Origin of the sequence: Pseudophaeobacter sp. (genome assembly GCF_039971195.1) — a bacterium.
In the GTDB taxonomy this organism is placed as follows: domain Bacteria; phylum Pseudomonadota; class Alphaproteobacteria; order Rhodobacterales; family Rhodobacteraceae; genus Pseudophaeobacter.
In genome coordinates this window covers 18,826-35,396 of the sequence record NZ_JBDWPJ010000233.1, presented here as the reverse complement: position 1 = coordinate 35,396, position 16,571 = coordinate 18,826, and the positions used below count along the sequence as shown (strand labels likewise).

Sequence of the window (16,571 nt, the reverse complement as noted above, 5' to 3'; positions counted from 1 at the left end):
CGGCTCCAACGAGGAGCTGATCAACAAGATGAAGGCCTCGCAGGGGGCAGGCGCCGATCTGATTGGCCCTACCAATAACCGCTCGCTGCAATGGGGGCCGCTGGATCTGCTGCAGCCTCTGGACATGAGCCGCATTCCGATTGAGGCAGCAAATCCGGCGATGGCACGCATTGGACCCGATGCCTGGGATTTTGGCGACAAAGGCAATACCTGGATCCCGCATATCTGGGGCACCGAGGGTATGGCCTGGCGGATTGACAAATGGGCGCCTGCGGCCGCGAACGGTGTGCCCAGCTATGGCGAGATCTGGTCTGACGAAAACGCGGGTAAGACCATGATCCGGGCGCATTCCGGGATGCTTTGTGCGGGGCTCTATATGGAGGCCTCTGGTCAGATGGAGCCTGGCTCTGTTTGGGCCGCTTATGAGAGCGAAGAGAATATGCGCAGGACCTGGACCCAGATCACTGAGTGGTGCATGGCCCGCAAGAAGAATCTGAAACTGATCTGGAACGATGCAGACAGTCAGAAAAATGGCCTTCTGAACGATGGGGTTTTGCTGGGACAATCCTGGGATGGCCCGCCTTTGGCGCTCAAAACAGCAGGTGAGCCGGTCACCTATCAGGCGCCAGCAGAAGGCGCGATGGCCTGGGTGGATGGGCTTGCGATCACCAAGGGCGCCAAGAATATCGACCAGGCCTATGCCCTGATCAAATTTGCCTTTGACCCTGCCAATGCAGGCCCGGCCATCGACAAACATGGCTACAATTCGCCAATCCTGGGTGCCGACAAACTGGCAGGCGCGGCCTATGCCAAAAACTTTGCAGAGGCCTATCCGGGCGATGCCCTGGCTCGGCTCAATGCCTGGCCGGCCGAGGCCCCCTGGTATGCGGATGTACGAACCGAGTTCGTCAACCAGTTCCAGAGCGCCTAGCTCTCTTCCAAACCCGTCTTGTCCGGCGCGTCCGGGCAAGACCCGTGGCATGGGCCACATTCGGGCTCATGCAGAGCCTGCTTCGGGCAAGTCAAAGGGGATACAGCATGACATCGGGTGTTGCAGTCGATCTGGATGATATTTGGATACGCTTTGGAGATTTTGTCGCCGTCAGAGAAGCAAATGTTGCCATTCGGGGCGGTGACTTCTTTTCCTTTCTCGGCCCCTCTGGCTGCGGCAAGACAACCATTCTGCGCGCGGTCTCTGGGTTTTTGGAACCGAGCCAGGGACAGGTGCGCATTGGTGGGCGGAACATGGCGGGCATTGGTCCCAACAAACGCCCCACGGCTCTCATCTTTCAAAACCTAGCCCTTTTTCCCCTGATGAAGATCTGGGAGAATATTTCCTTCTCCATGGAGGTGACCGGTGCCAGCGTGGCTGAGCGACGCAAACGCGCCGATGAACTGCTGGACATGATCGCGCTGAGTGGCCAGGGGGATAAACTTCCAAGCGAATTATCCGGCGGGCAGAAACAACGGGTTGCCATTGCCCGGGCGCTTTGTGCCAACCCGGATGTTTTGCTGCTGGACGAGCCGCTTTCAGCACTGGATTTGAAGCTGCGCCAACATATGCGCACCGAGCTGCGCGAGATCCAAAAGCGCGTGGGCATCACCTTTATCTACATCACCCATGATCAGGGCGAGGCGCTGACCATGTCCGACAATGTTGCGGTGATGAAGGCAGGCGTGATTGAGCAGATCGACAATGGCCATGACATTTATGATCACCCAGCGACGCCATTTGTTGCCTCCTTTGTTGGTGAAAACAACGTCTTCCGGGGCAAGGTCATTCAGATCAATGGCAATGAGGCGGTGATCCGCAGCAACCGTTCTGGTGATCTGTTGTCCCGGATTACTCCGGCGGCGGTTGGCAAGCTCCGGGTGGGTGATGACGCGATGATGTTCATTCGCCCCGAAGTCCTGCAGCCCGGTGCTGCCGAGGAGGACGGCAGAAACACCATTTCGGCAAATGTCATTCATGAAGAATTCGAAGGCAATTCCTTTAGCGTTCTGTTGGAGGGCGAGGGCGGCAAAACGATAAAGATGGCTGTGCCCAATGCCGGGCAGGATAAGATCTCGAACCGCGGAGAAATGCTGTCGCTGCACTATGCCCCGGCCAATGCCGTTGTCATGCCAGCCGCCGAGCTGGCGTCGGAATAGGGGGTGGCAGATGAAACGAAAAATGATCTTTTCTGACTTTTTCAGAAACAACGGCCTGGTGATGGGAGGCATGTTGATGGGGCTAGTAGGCTTTTGGCTGATCTTCCTGATCATCCTGCCGCAGCTCTCGATGCTGGACTATTCCTTTCGCCATAACTTGCCACCAGCCGAGCTGGGCGGGCCAAAAGATGTCTATACGCTGAGCAATTACCAGCATCTGCTCTATGGATCTGACACCACGCACCAAAGCTACAACACTGTCGATCTCAAAGTGTTCCTGCGCACCATTTTTGCCGCCATGATGGTCACGGTCTTCAACATCATCCTGTGCTACCCGCTGGCTTATTTCCTGGGCCAGTCAAAGGGCTCGGGCCTGGTGCGGCTGCTGGTCGTTCTGCTGATCATTCCCTATTGGATCAACGAGATCCTGCGCGCCTTTGCCCTGCGGATCATCTTTGGCGAAAACGGTCTGTTGAACGAGGTGCTTTTGTTCCTGCACCTGGCCGAGGCACCGATTGATTTTATTCGTCAGGACATCGCGCTCTATGCCGGGCTGGGCTATGCCTATATCCTATTGATGCTGTTCCCGATCTACAATGTCATCGAGAGCCTGGACCGCAATCAAATCGAGGCGGCCCGCGACATGGGGGCCAGCTGGATCCGCATCCATCGCCGCATTGTCATCCCACATGCCAAACCGGGCATCGCCTCGGGTGCCACCATGGTGTTTATGCTCTCGGCGGGTGCGCTGGCCGCGCCGCAGATCCTTGGTGGACCCAGCAGCCTGTGGTTCACCCAGCTGGTTTACCAATGGTTCAATGACTCGCTGAATTGGCAGCAGGGCGCGGCCTACGCGATTGTTCTGTTGGTGGCGACCATCACCATCGTGCTGACGGTGATGAAGTTGTTCAGGGTCAACATGGGGGACATTGGAAAATGAACTCCGCAATCCTTATGCGCCTGGCGCTTGGCGCCTATCTCTTGATCTTCTTCAGCTACCTGCTTGGACCTTTGGTGGTGATGAGCCTGACAGCCTTTAATTCGGCAGCCTTTCCCTCGGTGTCGCCCTGGGCCTGTTTTTCCTATGAATGGTTCAATGTTCTGTTCAACGACAAGCATATTCGTGAAGGCATCTACTACAGCATCATCATTGGCATTGGCACGGTCATCCTGTCTGTTTCCATGGGGCTGGCCGCATCGATCGTGCTGACCCAGATCTGGCCCCGGCTGCGTGCCACCTACTACACCCTGATCACCGCGCCGATCCTGATCCCGGGCGTTGTTCTGGGGATTTCTACTTTGGTGTTTTGGGACCGGGCGAGCAGGTTCCTTGGGGCAGAGGATGGCAGCCTGCTTCATGGGCTGTTTCACAACGGCATCTTCCTGACGATTCTGGGCCAGTCCTCCTTTATTGCCTCTTATGCGATGCTGGTTTTTGTCGCCCGTCTGCAGCGGTTTGATCCCGGTCTGACCGAGGCGGCGCTGGATCTGGGTGCAAGCCATACCCAGGCCTTTCGCAAGATCCTCTTGCCCTTCATGCGCCCGGCCATTGCCTCGGCCGCGGTGCTGGCCTTTTTGGCCTCGTTTGAAAACTATAACACCACGACCTTCACCATCATCGACTACAAAACCCTGACGACGGTTCTGGCGCAAAAGGTGCGGCTGGGCATCAACCCCTCTATCTCTGCTTTGGCCTTTATTATCATCGTGTTGACGATTTTTGCGGCGCTTGCCTTTGAGACGGTCCAGCGCAATAAAAAGCGTCAGCAAGAGGTGAAACAGGGCAGGATCATCGCTGCCAAGGGCAGTCTGCTGCCAGGGTTTTTGCGGGGCAATGCCGCCGCGATGGCCTTTTGCCTTTTGGCCTTCGCGGTCATTGTACTGGTTGGGACGGCCCAGTCCTACAGTCCCGAGGCCTGCAAAATTCGGGTGCAAGAGGCCCGCCAGATGGAAATTCAGCAAAGCATCGAAGCCTTGCAAAAAGCGCGGGCGGAAAAGGAAGGGGCGCAGCCCGTTGCACCTGTCCCTGAAACACTCGCTCCGGCGGCGCCGACAAGCGGTGCCTTTGGCAATGTCTTTGCCCCCAACAACCTCAACAGTGGCGATTAGATGACCCCTTTGCTCCGAGACTCTCCCAAAGATTTGCATTTGGGAGGGTTGCAATGCTCATAGCGCAGATCAGTGACACCCATATCGCGGCGCCGGGCCAAAGAACCTGTGGCGTCGCGCCGATGGCAGAGAACCTGCGCAGGGTGGTGCGACATATCAATGGTATGGAGCCGGGGCCGGATCTGGTGATCCTCACGGGGGATGTCACCCAGGCCGCTTCCCTGGAAGAAACGCGGCTGGCCGCCGAGGTCCTGTCTGCTTTGCAGATGCCGCTCCACATCGTTCCAGGCAACCACGATGACCGTCAGATCCTGTCAGAGGTCTTTGGGCCTGACATCTGCTCAATGACAGCCAGCGGCGAATGCCACTCTGTAATCGAAGGCCACCCTCTTCGCCTGATTGGGCTGGATACATTGCACCCTGGCCACTCAGGTGGGCGGATTTCGCCTTCCGCGCTAAGGTGGCTTGATGCCCGCCTGGCTGAAGGCGGCAATCAGCCAACGGTTATCTTTGCGCATCATCCGCCCTTGCGGCTAGGGGTGCCGGAAACCGACGAGGACGGCTTTATCGGCGCGAAAGACCTCGGGGCGCTCATTGCAGCGCGGTCAAACATTGAACGCATCCTCTGCGGCCATATTCATTTGCACACCAATACCCGCTGGCAAGGAGCTGTGGTCACCACCGCCCCCAGTATTGGGATGCAGCTGACACTACAGCCGGGCGTGCAGCTTCCGTCAAAATTTTGGCTTTCGGAGCCAAGCTTCCTTTTGCATCACTGGACAAAGGACCAATTGTTGGTCAGCCACCCGATGGTGCTCAGCGCTTTGCCGGGACCGTTTGAGTTTTGAAATGAACCAAGTTTGCACCGGCGAAACCGCCCTTGCGCAGAGCGATGGAGCATCGGTTCTGGGAGGGCGAACGGAAATCCCGAGCCAAAATCAATCAGACAAGGTCAGAGATTGACTTTCCTGAGTTTGACCGGACGGCGCTTTGGACCCTAGTATGTGGAACAACTGGGGCGGGTGTTACTCAAACCTGGGGTTCTAAGGCGAGAGGCAGGCAGGGATCTTTCGAGAGGGGCATCGCGCGAGCGGTGTCAGTTTTCGACTTGTCACTTTAGCCTTTTCAGAAAGGAGCCCCTTATGCAGCTCACGGACAAAGCCCTGAAATCGGAATTCCTGTCAATCTGCGAGCGACTCCAGGAGGGGCGGTTGCATGTGTATACTCCAGAAGGGACACGGCATGACTTTGGCGCCTCTGGTCCGCAGGCTGAGATGGTGATCCGCGACTGGTCGGCCATTTCCGCAATGGCGGCGCACGGACAGATCGGCCTGGGGGAGGCCTATGTGCAGGGACTTTGGGATACGCCGTCGATTGAAGGCTTTCTGGAGTTGGCCATGCGCAACCGCGACCATCTTGGATCCTATGATCAACCCAGTCGGCTGAACAAGTTGAAGTTCCGGCTTTTGGACACGGTTTTGCGGGCCAATACCCGGCGTGGCGCGCGTCAGAATATTCGTGCCCATTATGATGTGGGGAACGATTTTTATCAGCTGTGGCTAGACCAGGGTATGACCTATTCCTCTGGCCTGTTTGCCGAGGGGGGGGAAGATCTGGAGACAGCGCAGCGCCGCAAGAACAGCCGTGTCATGTCCCGGTTGAATTGCGGGGATCGGGTGTTGGAAGTGGGATGTGGCTGGGGTGGTTTTGCCGAACATGCTGCCGCTGAGGGCCGCGATCTCACAGGGGTCACGATTTCCCCCAGTCAACACAGCTATGCCAACAGCCGCCTTGGAGGGCGGGCTGATATTCAACTCTGTGACTACCGCGATGTCCACGGCAGTTTTGACAATATCGTTTCCATCGAAATGATAGAGGCCGTTGGCGCTCGGTATTGGCCCAGCTACTTTGCCATGTTGAAACGCAACTTGGCAGAGGGGGGCAGAGTCTTGGTGCAAGCCATTACAGTCAGGGACAGCTTTTTTGACACCTATAAAAACTCCTCTGACTTTATCCGACAATATGTCTTCCCCGGCGGTATGTTGCTGTCTGACAGTGTGATCGCGGAACAGTCAGAACAGGCGGGCCTGCAAGTCAAAAACAGTTTTGCCTTTGGCCAGGACTATGCCCGTACCTGTCGGATCTGGGGTGAACGCCTTTTGGCGCAAAAGTCACGTATTCTGGCGCAGGGCCACAGCGAAAGTTTTTTCCGCAACTGGCAATACTATCTGGAGAGCTGCGCTGCGTCCTTTGCGATTGGCCACACCAATGTGGTGCAGGTCGAATTGACCCATGCTGAGGCTGTGACCTAGCTGCCAAAAAACAGTAGTTTGAAAAGGTTTTCGTCGCTCGTTGCACAGGCTGGTGCCCGCCTTTGTTTTGCGTTGGGAAAGGCTGGGTAAGGAAATCTGGAAGTGAAGCACAGGCCATAATTCGCTAACCTATGTCGGGTAGGACTGGTTTTGTAACTAAGCATTCCCAATACGGGAGGCTTTGAAATAAGGGAGTGGCAGTTGTTTCGGGACGGGGTTTCACACGACTATGAGATCATGGAAGCCGTTGAAATGGCTGTCATTGTTCTTGAAGTCGACCCGGACGGGTTGCCGCGCTATGCCTCTATGAATGCAAAGGCACGCGCCTTTGCCAAACTCACTCGTGAAGATTACTTTGGAAAGACAGCGCTTGAGATCTACGGCGGCGTGACTGGAAAGCGGGCTTTGGCGCACCACCTGGCCGTGATAAAGGCCGCAAAACCGACAACCTATGATATCGTACTACCCTCAATTCATGAAACACGACATCTTCGCACAACCTTGACGCCTGTTTTTGATGCGGCGGGTCAGATCACTCATTTGGTTGGATCCTCTGCGGATGTGACCTCTGAACGCGAACGCGATCTCGCCCTGGAGCTCACCAAACATGCCAAAGAAAAGGCGGAAGAGGCAAGCCTGGCAAAGGAGCGGTTTCTGGCGAATATGAGCCATGAGATCAGGACGCCGATGAATGGCATCCTTGGGATGTGCGAAATGTTGCAGGAAACTGTGCTCGACGACCAGCAGGCTCTGTTCACCTCTACCATTTTCAACTCAGCCAATGCGTTGTTGGGCATCATCAATGATGTATTGGATTTTTCAAAAATCCAGGCTGAAAAGATATCGCTTTCGAATGAGGTGTTCTCTCTGCGGGAGGTGGTGCAGGAGACGGTGACTCTGTTGTCTGCAAAGGCCGCTTTCAAGGGGCTAGAGCTGAATGTGGTATACGATGCAGGCACACCTGAGAACTTCGTTGGGGATGCCAGCAAGCTCCGTCAGATCCTGTTGAACCTGCTCGGAAACGCGATCAAATTTACCGACCAAGGCCGCATCGTTGTTGGTGTAGGCTATGAGAAAAGTGAGACAAGCCGGCCCCTGTCGCTCTGGGTGGAAGACACCGGTTACGGCATCGATCAAAAACAACAGGGTGCTATCTTTTCCGCTTTTCAGCAGGTTAACCCAACGCCCAGCAGTGTTGCAGAGGGCACAGGCCTGGGTCTAGCAATCAGTCAGGCTCTGGTGGAACGCATGGGGGGCTCTATTGAGGTGACCTCTGCATTGGAAAAAGGCGCTACCTTTACCGTGCATCTCGATCTGGACCTTCATGATGAACCCGCCCCGTCACCGGTTGCGAGGCTTAAGCCCGCGCCGCTGAAACTGAGAGCAACTAAGAGCCCAAAAGGCAAGGAAAAGCTTCTGAGGGCTGAAATCAATCCGCTGGACGGGCTGAAAGTTCTTGTCGCGGAGGACAACAAGACCAATCAACTGGTTGTCAAAAAGATGTTGGCCAGGACCGGGGCTGATATCTTTTTTGCGGCCAATGGGCAGCTGGCTGTTGAGGCCTTTCAGAAGACCGATTTCGATCTCGTTCTGATGGATCTGTCAATGCCAGTGCTGGGGGGGCTAGAAGCAACCCGTCAAATTCGTCAGTACGAGCAAGAGGTGAAAGGTGCGGCCTGTCGCATCATTGCCCTCACGGCCAATGCCCAGCCCAGCGACGCAGAGGCCTGTTACGAGGTTGGAATGAATGACTTCATTTCCAAACCCTTTCGCAAACAGGACCTGATTTCACGCCTTCAAGCCAGAGCCTAAGAAATTCAAAATCTAAGGCATTGGGGTTGCCCCAGATTGGTTGTGTGCCTGTGGATGAGCCCGCCTTCTATAGCCCAGGTCTGGCGCCCCTCCTGCCGAAGGGCGCCATTTTGAGGCCAAAGGGCGCGCGCTTTCCTTTAGCTGGCTACAGCCTTCATGAAACGGTCGCGGATAACCACAGGATCCATTGTGATCACCGGCATCTTGGCATTGCCGCTGTCACATTTCACCACCAATACCGTTGCCTTGCCGCTGTCCAACGCGCGCTGCAAGGCAGGGCCGGTGTCGACATCCTGAACCTCAACTACAGTGTCGCATCCTGCTGCACGGGCCATGCCAGCCAGGCTGGTTTTCTTGCCGGTATATGTCGGCTGATCCCCGGTAGAGCCGTAAGAGCCATTGTCGATGATCATCAGGATATAGTTGGAGGGGGCATTGTTGCCGATGGTGGGCAGGGTGCCAAGGTTGGTCAGCACAGAACCATCGCCATCAATCACGATGACCGGTTTGGGCTGCGCCAGCGCCAGGCCCAGCCCAATCGAAGAGGCCAGCCCCATGGTACCGAGCATGTAGAAATTGCTCGGTTGATCGTCGATGGCATGCAGCTCTTGGCTTGGGATGCCGATGTTGCAGACCACCAGCTGGTCTCGCAGAAGCGGCGCGATCTCGCGCAGGATTTCAGAACGGATCATTGATCGCCATAGCCTCCCCAAAAATTGGCATCGGTCAGGATCGCCACCGGTTTGTTGCACATGAAAGTATACTTCAGGATCATGTCGAGCTCTTCGACATCTGACTGTTTGTGGAAATGGTAGGTCGGGATATTCATCTGCGCCAACAGGGCCTTGGTGTGGACAGCCATTTCAACCTGACAGGCGACAGGTTCGCGCAGCTCTCCACGGTAAGAGATCAACATCGGCAGCGGCATGCGGTAATACTGGATCAGGGTGGCCAGCGTATTGATGGTCACCCCGATGGCGGTATTTTGCATGATGATGGCGGGACGTTTGCCCCCCATCCAGGCCCCGGCACAAAGCCCCATGCCCTCGTCTTCCTTGTTGGAGGGGATATGGAAGATCTTGTCATGTTGGTCGATCTCTTCGATCACCCCGGCCAGCTGTTTGCAGGGCACGGTGGTGACAAAGGAAATGTCATTGGCGACCAGATCCTCAGCGATCCGTTTGTCGATATTCATTGTCCTTGGGCCTTTTTAGTTGCTGACATGTGGGGAGATCTTGTGCTTCGGCGTCATTCCATCAGGCGACGATGAAACAATCAATCGGTCATTCACGGTGAGGGGCTCCTTGCTAGGGCCAGTGGCTGCGCAATTTCCGGGGAACAGGAGAGTCATTTCGCGGTATATCCTCCGTCCACCATCAGCACCTGCCCGGTGACATAGGACGACGCCTCGGAACATAGAAACAAGAGTGGCCCATCGATATCGTCGAGTTGTCCATTGCGGCCAATGCAGGTCCGCGCGGCATTGCGGGCGGCGCGGGCGTTGTCTTCAAACACCGCCTGGGTTAGCTCGGTTGGGAAAAACCCTGGTCCGATGGCATTTGCTGTAATCCCATGCGGCGACCAGACCTCTGCCATGGCGCGGGTGAGCTGGGCGATGCCGCCCTTGCTGGCGCCATAGGCAATCCCGGCGGGAAACGCGCGGGAGGACTGCAGCGAAGCAAAGTTTACGATCCGGCCCCAGCGTTTTTCCTTCATCGCCGGTACCAGTGCTTGGCTAAGGAAAAACGGTGCCGTCAGGTTCAGGGCCAAGGTTTGGTCCCAGGCCTCGGGGGTGACCTCATCGGCCTTCTGCCGTCGGTTCACTCCCGCCGCATGGATCAGGATGTCAGGGCTGCCAAAGGGCGTCGCGATAGCCTGGGCCAGATCAGCTAAATTATCACGCTCCGCCACATCGCCTGCCAGATAGGCGGCAGCAGGGCCGATTTCCGCAGTCAGATCACGCAGGGGATCGGCGCGTCTGGCCACAGCCACCACCCGGGCGCCGGCCGCTGCGAGGACCCGTGCCGCTTGCCGACCAAGACCTGAACTGGCCCCGGTGACGCAGGCGGTCATACCGGTGAGATCAAAAAGCGCGCGCGGATCAGCCATGGGTGGTCAGATCAAAACTCTCATCGGGGAAGTATTTGGCCAATCGCACATCGGCAGCGCGTGCATGGCCCTCCATCCCTTCAAGGCGTGAAATGCGGGCGGTTGCCTCTGCCACTGCTTTGGAACCTTCCCGCGTGGCACGCTGCCAGGTGACGATCTTCATGTATTTATGCACCGAAAGCCCGCCAGTATAGCTGGCGGCGCGCGAAGTCGGAAGCACATGGTTGGTGCCGGTTGCCTTGTCGCCGTAGGACACCGTGGTTTCCTCCCCAAGGAACAGCGAGCCATAGCAGGTCAAATGTTGTAGCCACCAGTCGAGATCGGCGGCTTGAACCGTGAGGTGTTCGGGGGCGTATTCGTCTGAGGTGCGGGCCATTTCGGCGCGGTCGGCGCAGAGGATAACCTCGGCGTAGTCACGCCAGGCGGCAAAGGCGTTGTCGCGGTTGATGTCGGGCAGTTTGGCGATCAATTCCGGCACCCGTGCCATGACGTCCACAGCCAGATCCCGATCATCAGTGACCAGCCAGACCGGGGAATTGTAGCCATGTTCTGCCTGGCTCACCAAATCTGTAGCCACAATATGGGCGTCGGCGCCTTGGTCGGCCAGGATCAGACTGTCGGTTGGTCCGGCAATCATATCGATGCCTACGCGACCAAAGAGAATACGCTTTGCCTCGGCCACGAACTGATTGCCAGGGCCGACCAGGATGTTTGCCTTGGGCAGGCCAAACAGACCAAAGGTCATAGCGGCGACGCCCTGAACGCCGCCCATGGCCATGATCCTGTTGGCGCCGCAGATATGCGCGGCATAGATGATGGCTGGGGCAATACCGGTTCCCGGACGCGGCGGAGAGCAGGCGGTAATATGTTTGCAGCCTGCCACCTTGGCCGTGGTGACGGTCATGATGGCGCTGGCGATATGGCTGTATCGGCCACCGGGGACATAGCAGCCCGCCGCGTCTACAGGGATTGCCTTTTGGCCGGTGATGAAACCGGGCGTTATTTCAGTCTCGACATCGCAGACCGTGCTTTTTTGCAGCTCGGCAAAGCGGCGTACATTGTCATGGGCAAAGCGGATATCGGCCTTCAGCCTGTCTGGCACCAATTCGCAGGCTGCGGCAATCTCTTCTGCCGAGAGCACGATGCTCCCGCCATACTGGTCAAATTTCTCAGCATACTCCCGCGCCTTGGCATCCCCACTGGCCTCGATGTCATCAAGAATAGCCTTGACGATCTCATGGGTCTCCACCGCGTTGGATTTGGGTGTGAGAGACGCTTTTTTTAGATATTCAAGGGTCATTCTAGATGTCCTGTTTGTGGAAATCCTGGTGGGGCTGCGCGGCAATCAGAGCTGCGTAGGTTTAGGCGGAACCATGATTGGAGATGTCAGCGCGACTCAGTCTTCTTGCGGTATTTGTAAGCGCTTGCATCGTCAATGCAAGCGCTTACATGTTGATTTGAAGTTCTGGAATTCCATGTTAAGAAGGTTGAAAATCAATGGTAAAAAAACATGCCCCCCCCCGTTCAGCTCCGACATTGAGTGACGTTGCACAAGAGGCGGGGGTCTCGACCGCAACTGTTTCGCGCTGCCTCAATTCGCCTGAGCGGGTGGTGGAATCGACTCGCCAGCGGGTGATGGCGGCGGTGGAGCGGCTGGAGTATACGCCCAATTTTGCAGCGCGGGCCATGGTTGCAAAACGTTCCTATACCATTGGTGCGATCATCCCGACGATGGAGAACGCCATCTTTGCCCGCGGGCTGCAGGCATTTCAGGACGCGTTGAGCGACCAGGGTTATACCCTGTTGGTATCCAGTTCCGCCTATAGGCCAGAGCTGGAAGCGGCTCAGATCCGGACGCTGGTGGCGCGGGGGGCAGATGGCTTGCTGTTGATTGGCCATGATCGCGATGAAGGTATCTATGACTACCTGGCGCAACACCGTGTGCCTGCGCTAGTGGCCTGGTCCTATGCGCCGGATGCCCGTAGCCCTTCGGTGGGATTTGACAACCGTTCTGCCATGGCAGAGCTGGCCCAGCATGTTCTTGACCTGGGACATCGCCGCATCGCGATGATTTCCGGCTTTGCAGCAGGCAATGACCGGGCGCGGAGCCGGGTTTTGGGGGCAAGAGATGCATTCATAGCCAATGGGCTTGATCCTGAGGCACTGCGAGTGGTCGAGACCAGTTATGATTTTGAAAAAGGCGCCAGAGCCTTTGAAGAGATCGTCACACAACAGCCAGATGTGACGGCGGTGATCTGTGGCAATGACGTGCTAGCGGCAGGGGCCTTGCAGGAAGCCAGACGTTTGGGGATTGCAATTCCCGAGCAGATTTCGGTGACCGGGTTTGATGACATTGAGCTGGCAGCGGTTGTCAGCCCGGCACTGACGACGGTTCATGTTCCGCACCGCGAAATGGGGCGGCAGGCGGCCCATGCGCTGATCGCAATGGTCGCAGCTGCGTCTCAACAGGCCGCCCTGCCGGATGTTTCGCAATGCATCAGCACCAAAGTCGTATCACGCGCCTCCCTGTCTCCTCCTCCCGGCTGACCTGCGCCAGATAGGCGGAGCAGAGCTTCTGGCGCGCCACCCTTGACCCAGGGTGTCACCCCATGGCTTGGTTTGTCATGGCTTGTTTGGCAGCCTCTAACAGGGCATTGCGGCGTACTGGCTTCATCAGCCTTATGTCCTCGGGCCTCAGCCCATTGCCATGTACTGTGGCCTCCCGCGCGTAGCCGGACATGAAGACGACCGGCAGCTCTGGCCATTGCTCTCTCAACGCCTTCGCCAGGCCAGTCCCCTGCAGCTCTCCCGGCATGACGATATCTGTAAGCACCAAGTCAAAGGTTGGATCTGCTTGAAACAGGGCAAAGGCATCGTCGCCAGTTGCTGCTGCCGTGACCTGATAACCGGCCTGCGCCAGAGTCTTTACCAGAGTGTTGCGCACGGCCTCTTCGTCCTCCACCAGCAACAGCTTCATGCTATCTTCAGAGGCTGGTTCTGCAACCTCTCCGGCCTGTTCGGGAGCCTTTCCATTGTCAGTCATCACCGGAAAGAACAGCTTGAATGTAGTGCCTTTGCCAGGTTCGGAATAGACCTGCACCGTGCCGCCGGATTGCCGCATAAAACCGACCACCATCGACAAGCCCAGGCCTGAGCCAACGCCGGGTGGTTTGGTGGTGAAGAATGGCTCAAAGATTTCTGGCAGGATGTCCTCTTTAATGCCGGGGCCGGTGTCGCTAACTGCCAGCATGACATATTGCCCAGGGGCCAGCTCTTCGTCGCGCATGTCAAAAAAGGCTTCGTCAATTTGCACATTGGAGGATTCAATTGTCAGGCTGCCCTGACCCTCCATCGCGTCGCGGGCATTGATGATCAGGTTCAGCAATGCACTTTCGAGCGAAGATTGATCTGCTTCAATTGACCTGACCTGATCGACAAGGGCGGTTTGCAAAGACACCGTTTTGGGAAGCGCGCGGCCTATCCAATTCTTGGCCTCCTCAATCACCTGGTTCAGGTCCAGAGTAACAGGGGTCAGCGGTGCCTGCCGGGCAAAAGACAACATGTTCTTGGTGAGATCGCCACCGCGTAGGCTGGCGGTAATCGCAGTCTCGATGAGCTCGTTTTTCTCGGCCGAGGTCTCAGTGTCGCCTAGCAGTTCAAGGTTACCCAGTATCACCGCCAGCAGATTGTTGAAGTCATGGGCTACACCGCCCGTCAGCTGACCTATGGCATCGAGTTTTTGCGATTGTGCCAGCATTTCACGGCTTTTGCGGAGGCTTTCCTCGGCCTCTTTGAGATCTGTTATGTCAATGATGACGCTGTCAAAAACCGTCACCCCATCCTCGCGACGCCAGGGGCGGCCACGACCATGTAGCCATTTCACGGCCCCAGAAGCGGTGCAGAGCCGAAAACTCTGCTCCCATTTTTCCAGCGTAATCGCTGAATGTTCGACCGAAGCTGCGGTCTGGGTGACGTCGTCTTCATGTATGATCTGCCAAAGTTTGCTGCTGTCCTCGGCAATGTCTTCTGGTGTGAGCTCGGTGATCTCAAAAAAGCCAGGGCTGACGTAGTCCATCGTCTGACTGCCGTCTGCCTGAATAAGATAACGGTTCAAAGCGCCTGGAATGTTTTCGGCCAAGTTCTCAAACTGTCTTATTTTGGCAATGAGCGCAGGTTCGGGAATTTGTTTGTTGGACAGTTTTGTCAGCGTCCCGGTGATGATGCTGGGAGTGCCGCTGGGGTCGAAGGTTGTAGCACCTTTGACGTCGACCCAAAGATACGCGCCTGTTGGAAGCCGGGCTTGAAACCTGGCAGAGAAGGCGCAGTTGTCCGGTGTGCAGTTTGCAACAATCCCTTGGATCCGTTCCAAATCGTCGGGATGAACCAGACAAAGCAGACCTTCTGCGAAGTCAGGCGGGGCCGGATCCGGGATCCCCAAAAGTTCGCGTATCTGAAGCGAGCAGACAAGATTTCGGGCGCTGAGGTCCCACTCCCAGATGCCGTCGCCATTTAGCTCCAGCGCACGGGAAAGCCGTTCAGGAAGAGATCGTGCAGCCTGCTTTTTATTGGGCATGGATCTTTGACCTCACCTGTTCGCATGTCTTACATTGAACCTAGTACAACAGGTCTTTGACTGTCGAGGTGGCGCATGCAAGTCAGTGCAAGCCTGAACAAACCTGTGCCGGAATGGCTTTGGTGTTGCCCGGCCCTGGGGCCAGAAAAAATGAGACAAGAGTTATATGGCGCGTAGCAGAGTATTTGACGAAGAGACCGCCCTGGACCGCGCCATGAATACCTTCTGGCGCAAAGGCTATGAGACGACCTCCATCACGGATCTGACGGGTGCGATGGAGATCAATAAAGGCAGCCTTTATCATTCCTTTGGCAGCAAACAGGAACTCTTTGTCCGGGTGTTTTTGAAATACAATCAAGCCTATCGCCGGGCGCTTTTGACCCGGATGTCGCAGTATCAAAACCCCGAGGAAGCCATTGCAGAGCTGTTCACTGAGGTTCTGCGGCAAAGCCTTGAAGATAAAGAGAGAAAAGGCTGTTTTCTTGTAAATACCAGCTTGGAAATGGCACATCACACTGGCGAGGTTCAGGATCTTGTGCACCAAGGTATGAGCGAGTTTGAAGCCTTCTTTGTGGAGCAATTGACCCGTGCCAAAACGCAAGGCGCTGTCTCTGATGATCTGGACCTCACCCAGGTGGCCAAAGCCTTACTAACGCTGGTGGTTGGGATGCGGGTTTTAGCGCGAGGCGTCTATGGGGGTGGTGATCTGGAAATGATCCGGGACCAGGCCTTGAGGATGTTGAAACCTTAGCCCGATCTGTCGATAGAGCGAGGCGGCGATAACGTTTCGGTGAAATTGTTGAACGATCGGTTTAGTGCTCCTAGTTGAATTGTTGACTGATCGGTACAATTAGATTTTTTGCCGGTTTGGTCCCTTGACACAAATTTACCGGAGCATCCTATGTCCACCTTTGAACTGCACACACTTGAATCCGCCCCCGCCAAAGCCAAGCAAATGCTGACGGATGCTGAAAAGGCCTATGGGTTCCTACCAAACCTGTATGGCAATATGGCCGAGGCCCCAGCCTTGCTGGAGGGGTATCTGACCCTGACTGGGATCTTCAACACAACCAGCTTTAGCGAAACCGAGCGTCAGATCATCCTGATGACAAACAACCGGCTGAATGGCTGCACCTATTGCATGGCGGCGCATACAACAATTTCACAGGGCGCCGGGGTTGCTGCAGATGTAATTGCCTCTTTGCGGGCCGGAGAGGCGATTCCTGACGTTAAACTGGAAGCACTGCGCCAGTTTGCCGTCGTGATCAATGAAACCCGCGGCTACCCGAGTGATGCAGATCTGTCGGCCTTTCTGAAGGCAGGCTATAGCCAGCAACAAGTGTTGGAAGTTCTGATTGGGACAAGTTTGAAAATCCTGTCAAACTATACCAACCATATTACCCATACGCCGCTGGATGCAGCCTTTGCCCCCAATGCCTGGACCAAGGGCTGATTGGCGGCAGACGGAAAGCGAAGACAGATGGACGCCTCTGGACCGGGGTTTT

15 protein-coding genes are annotated in these 16,571 nt (G+C 56.2%); 10 read left to right on the top strand and 5 right to left on the bottom strand.

All coding sequences use genetic code 11. From position 1 onward, the window contains the following. The 7 genes from ABJP42_RS20340 to ABJP42_RS20310 form a co-directional block, all read left to right on the top strand. The coding region (locus ABJP42_RS20340) for an extracellular solute-binding protein (protein WP_348343730.1) at positions 1-931 on the top strand (931 nt) is incomplete at its 5' end. Between the two features lie 107 nt (positions 932-1,038). Then, positions 1,039-2,151 (top strand): ABC transporter ATP-binding protein, encoded by a 1,113-nt coding sequence (locus ABJP42_RS20335; RefSeq protein WP_348343728.1) that lies wholly within the window; start codon positions 1,039-1,041, stop codon positions 2,149-2,151. Positions 2,152-2,161: 10 nt separating this feature from the next. Continuing rightward, positions 2,162-3,091 carry an ABC transporter permease gene (locus tag ABJP42_RS20330; protein WP_348343726.1) on the top strand — a complete coding sequence of 310 codons (930 nt, stop codon included), beginning with the start codon at positions 2,162-2,164 and terminating at the stop codon, positions 3,089-3,091. Then, complete coding sequence (locus ABJP42_RS20325) at positions 3,088-4,260, top strand: ABC transporter permease (protein WP_348343724.1); 1,173 nt, start codon at positions 3,088-3,090, stop codon at positions 4,258-4,260. The genes ABJP42_RS20330 and ABJP42_RS20325 overlap by 4 nt, the downstream gene beginning before the upstream one ends. Before the next feature lie 53 nt (positions 4,261-4,313). Further along, a complete protein-coding gene (locus tag ABJP42_RS20320; RefSeq protein ID WP_348343722.1) occupies positions 4,314-5,108 on the top strand; it encodes a phosphodiesterase in 795 nt (264 codons plus the stop codon). 294 nt (positions 5,109-5,402) lie between these two features. Then, positions 5,403-6,572 (top strand): class I SAM-dependent methyltransferase, encoded by a 1,170-nt coding sequence (locus ABJP42_RS20315; RefSeq protein ID WP_348343720.1) that lies wholly within the window; start codon positions 5,403-5,405, stop codon positions 6,570-6,572. Positions 6,573-6,824: 252 nt separating this feature from the next. Continuing rightward, positions 6,825-8,384, top strand: coding sequence for a response regulator (locus ABJP42_RS20310; protein WP_348343718.1), 1,560 nt, complete (start codon positions 6,825-6,827; stop codon positions 8,382-8,384). Positions 8,385-8,521: 137 nt separating this feature from the next. Here ABJP42_RS20310 and comE read toward each other — a convergent pair whose 3' ends face one another. From comE to hisD, 4 genes are all read right to left on the bottom strand, one after another. After that, complete coding sequence (gene comE, locus ABJP42_RS20305) at positions 8,522-9,076, bottom strand: sulfopyruvate decarboxylase subunit beta (RefSeq protein WP_348343716.1); 555 nt, start codon at positions 9,074-9,076, stop codon at positions 8,522-8,524. Then, on the bottom strand, positions 9,073-9,579 hold the full coding sequence (gene comD, locus ABJP42_RS20300; RefSeq protein ID WP_348343714.1) for a sulfopyruvate decarboxylase subunit alpha: 507 nt from the start codon (positions 9,577-9,579) through the stop codon (positions 9,073-9,075). The genes comE and comD overlap by 4 nt, the downstream gene beginning before the upstream one ends. 152 nt (positions 9,580-9,731) lie before the next feature. Beyond that, positions 9,732-10,493 carry an SDR family NAD(P)-dependent oxidoreductase gene (locus tag ABJP42_RS20295; protein WP_348343712.1) on the bottom strand — a complete coding sequence of 254 codons (762 nt, stop codon included), beginning with the start codon at positions 10,491-10,493 and terminating at the stop codon, positions 9,732-9,734. Further along, complete coding sequence (gene hisD, locus ABJP42_RS20290) at positions 10,486-11,793, bottom strand: histidinol dehydrogenase (RefSeq protein WP_348343711.1); 1,308 nt, start codon at positions 11,791-11,793, stop codon at positions 10,486-10,488. Before hisD ends, ABJP42_RS20295 begins: the two co-directional genes overlap by 8 nt. Before the next feature lie 197 nt (positions 11,794-11,990). Here hisD and ABJP42_RS20285 point away from each other — a divergent pair, with 197 nt between their 5' ends. Beyond that, positions 11,991-13,040 (top strand): LacI family DNA-binding transcriptional regulator, encoded by a 1,050-nt coding sequence (locus tag ABJP42_RS20285; RefSeq protein WP_348343709.1) that lies wholly within the window; start codon positions 11,991-11,993, stop codon positions 13,038-13,040. A 55-nt stretch (positions 13,041-13,095) separates the two neighbouring features. Here the strand turns inward: ABJP42_RS20285 and ABJP42_RS20280 are convergent, their stop codons facing one another. Beyond that, a complete protein-coding gene (locus ABJP42_RS20280; RefSeq protein WP_348343707.1) occupies positions 13,096-15,066 on the bottom strand; it encodes a hybrid sensor histidine kinase/response regulator in 1,971 nt (656 codons plus the stop codon). Positions 15,067-15,232: 166 nt separating this feature from the next. Here ABJP42_RS20280 and ABJP42_RS20275 point away from each other — a divergent pair, with 166 nt between their 5' ends. Together ABJP42_RS20275 and ABJP42_RS20270 are read left to right on the top strand one after the other, a co-directional pair. Further along, entirely contained in the window at positions 15,233-15,817 is a 585-nt protein-coding gene (locus ABJP42_RS20275; protein ID WP_348343705.1) for a TetR/AcrR family transcriptional regulator, read from the top strand. Positions 15,818-15,967: 150 nt separating this feature from the next. Further along, a complete protein-coding gene (locus tag ABJP42_RS20270) occupies positions 15,968-16,519 on the top strand; it encodes a carboxymuconolactone decarboxylase family protein (RefSeq protein ID WP_348343703.1) in 552 nt (183 codons plus the stop codon). Positions 16,520-16,571: the final 52 nt, after the last annotated feature.

Bases quoted from the DNA above. Each gene is read 5' to 3' on its own strand.
- ABJP42_RS20335 (WP_348343728.1), top strand. From the start codon at position 1,039: ATGACATCGGGTGTTGCAGTCGATCTGGATGATATTTGGATACGCTTT.
- ABJP42_RS20330 (WP_348343726.1), top strand. From the start codon at position 2,162: ATGAAACGAAAAATGATCTTTTCTGACTTTTTCAGAAACAACGGCCTG.
- ABJP42_RS20325 (WP_348343724.1), top strand. From the start codon at position 3,088: ATGAACTCCGCAATCCTTATGCGCCTGGCGCTTGGCGCCTATCTCTTG.
- ABJP42_RS20320 (WP_348343722.1), top strand. From the start codon at position 4,314: ATGCTCATAGCGCAGATCAGTGACACCCATATCGCGGCGCCGGGCCAA.
- ABJP42_RS20315 (WP_348343720.1), top strand. From the start codon at position 5,403: ATGCAGCTCACGGACAAAGCCCTGAAATCGGAATTCCTGTCAATCTGC.
- ABJP42_RS20310 (WP_348343718.1), top strand. From the start codon at position 6,825: ATGGCTGTCATTGTTCTTGAAGTCGACCCGGACGGGTTGCCGCGCTAT.
- comE (WP_348343716.1), bottom strand. From the start codon at position 9,076: ATGATCCGTTCTGAAATCCTGCGCGAGATCGCGCCGCTTCTGCGAGAC.
- comD (WP_348343714.1), bottom strand. From the start codon at position 9,579: ATGAATATCGACAAACGGATCGCTGAGGATCTGGTCGCCAATGACATT.
- ABJP42_RS20295 (WP_348343712.1), bottom strand. From the start codon at position 10,493: ATGGCTGATCCGCGCGCGCTTTTTGATCTCACCGGTATGACCGCCTGC.
- hisD (WP_348343711.1), bottom strand. From the start codon at position 11,793: ATGACCCTTGAATATCTAAAAAAAGCGTCTCTCACACCCAAATCCAAC.
- ABJP42_RS20285 (WP_348343709.1), top strand. From the start codon at position 11,991: ATGGTAAAAAAACATGCCCCCCCCCGTTCAGCTCCGACATTGAGTGAC.
- ABJP42_RS20280 (WP_348343707.1), bottom strand. From the start codon at position 15,066: ATGCCCAATAAAAAGCAGGCTGCACGATCTCTTCCTGAACGGCTTTCC.
- ABJP42_RS20275 (WP_348343705.1), top strand. From the start codon at position 15,233: ATGGCGCGTAGCAGAGTATTTGACGAAGAGACCGCCCTGGACCGCGCC.
- ABJP42_RS20270 (WP_348343703.1), top strand. From the start codon at position 15,968: ATGTCCACCTTTGAACTGCACACACTTGAATCCGCCCCCGCCAAAGCC.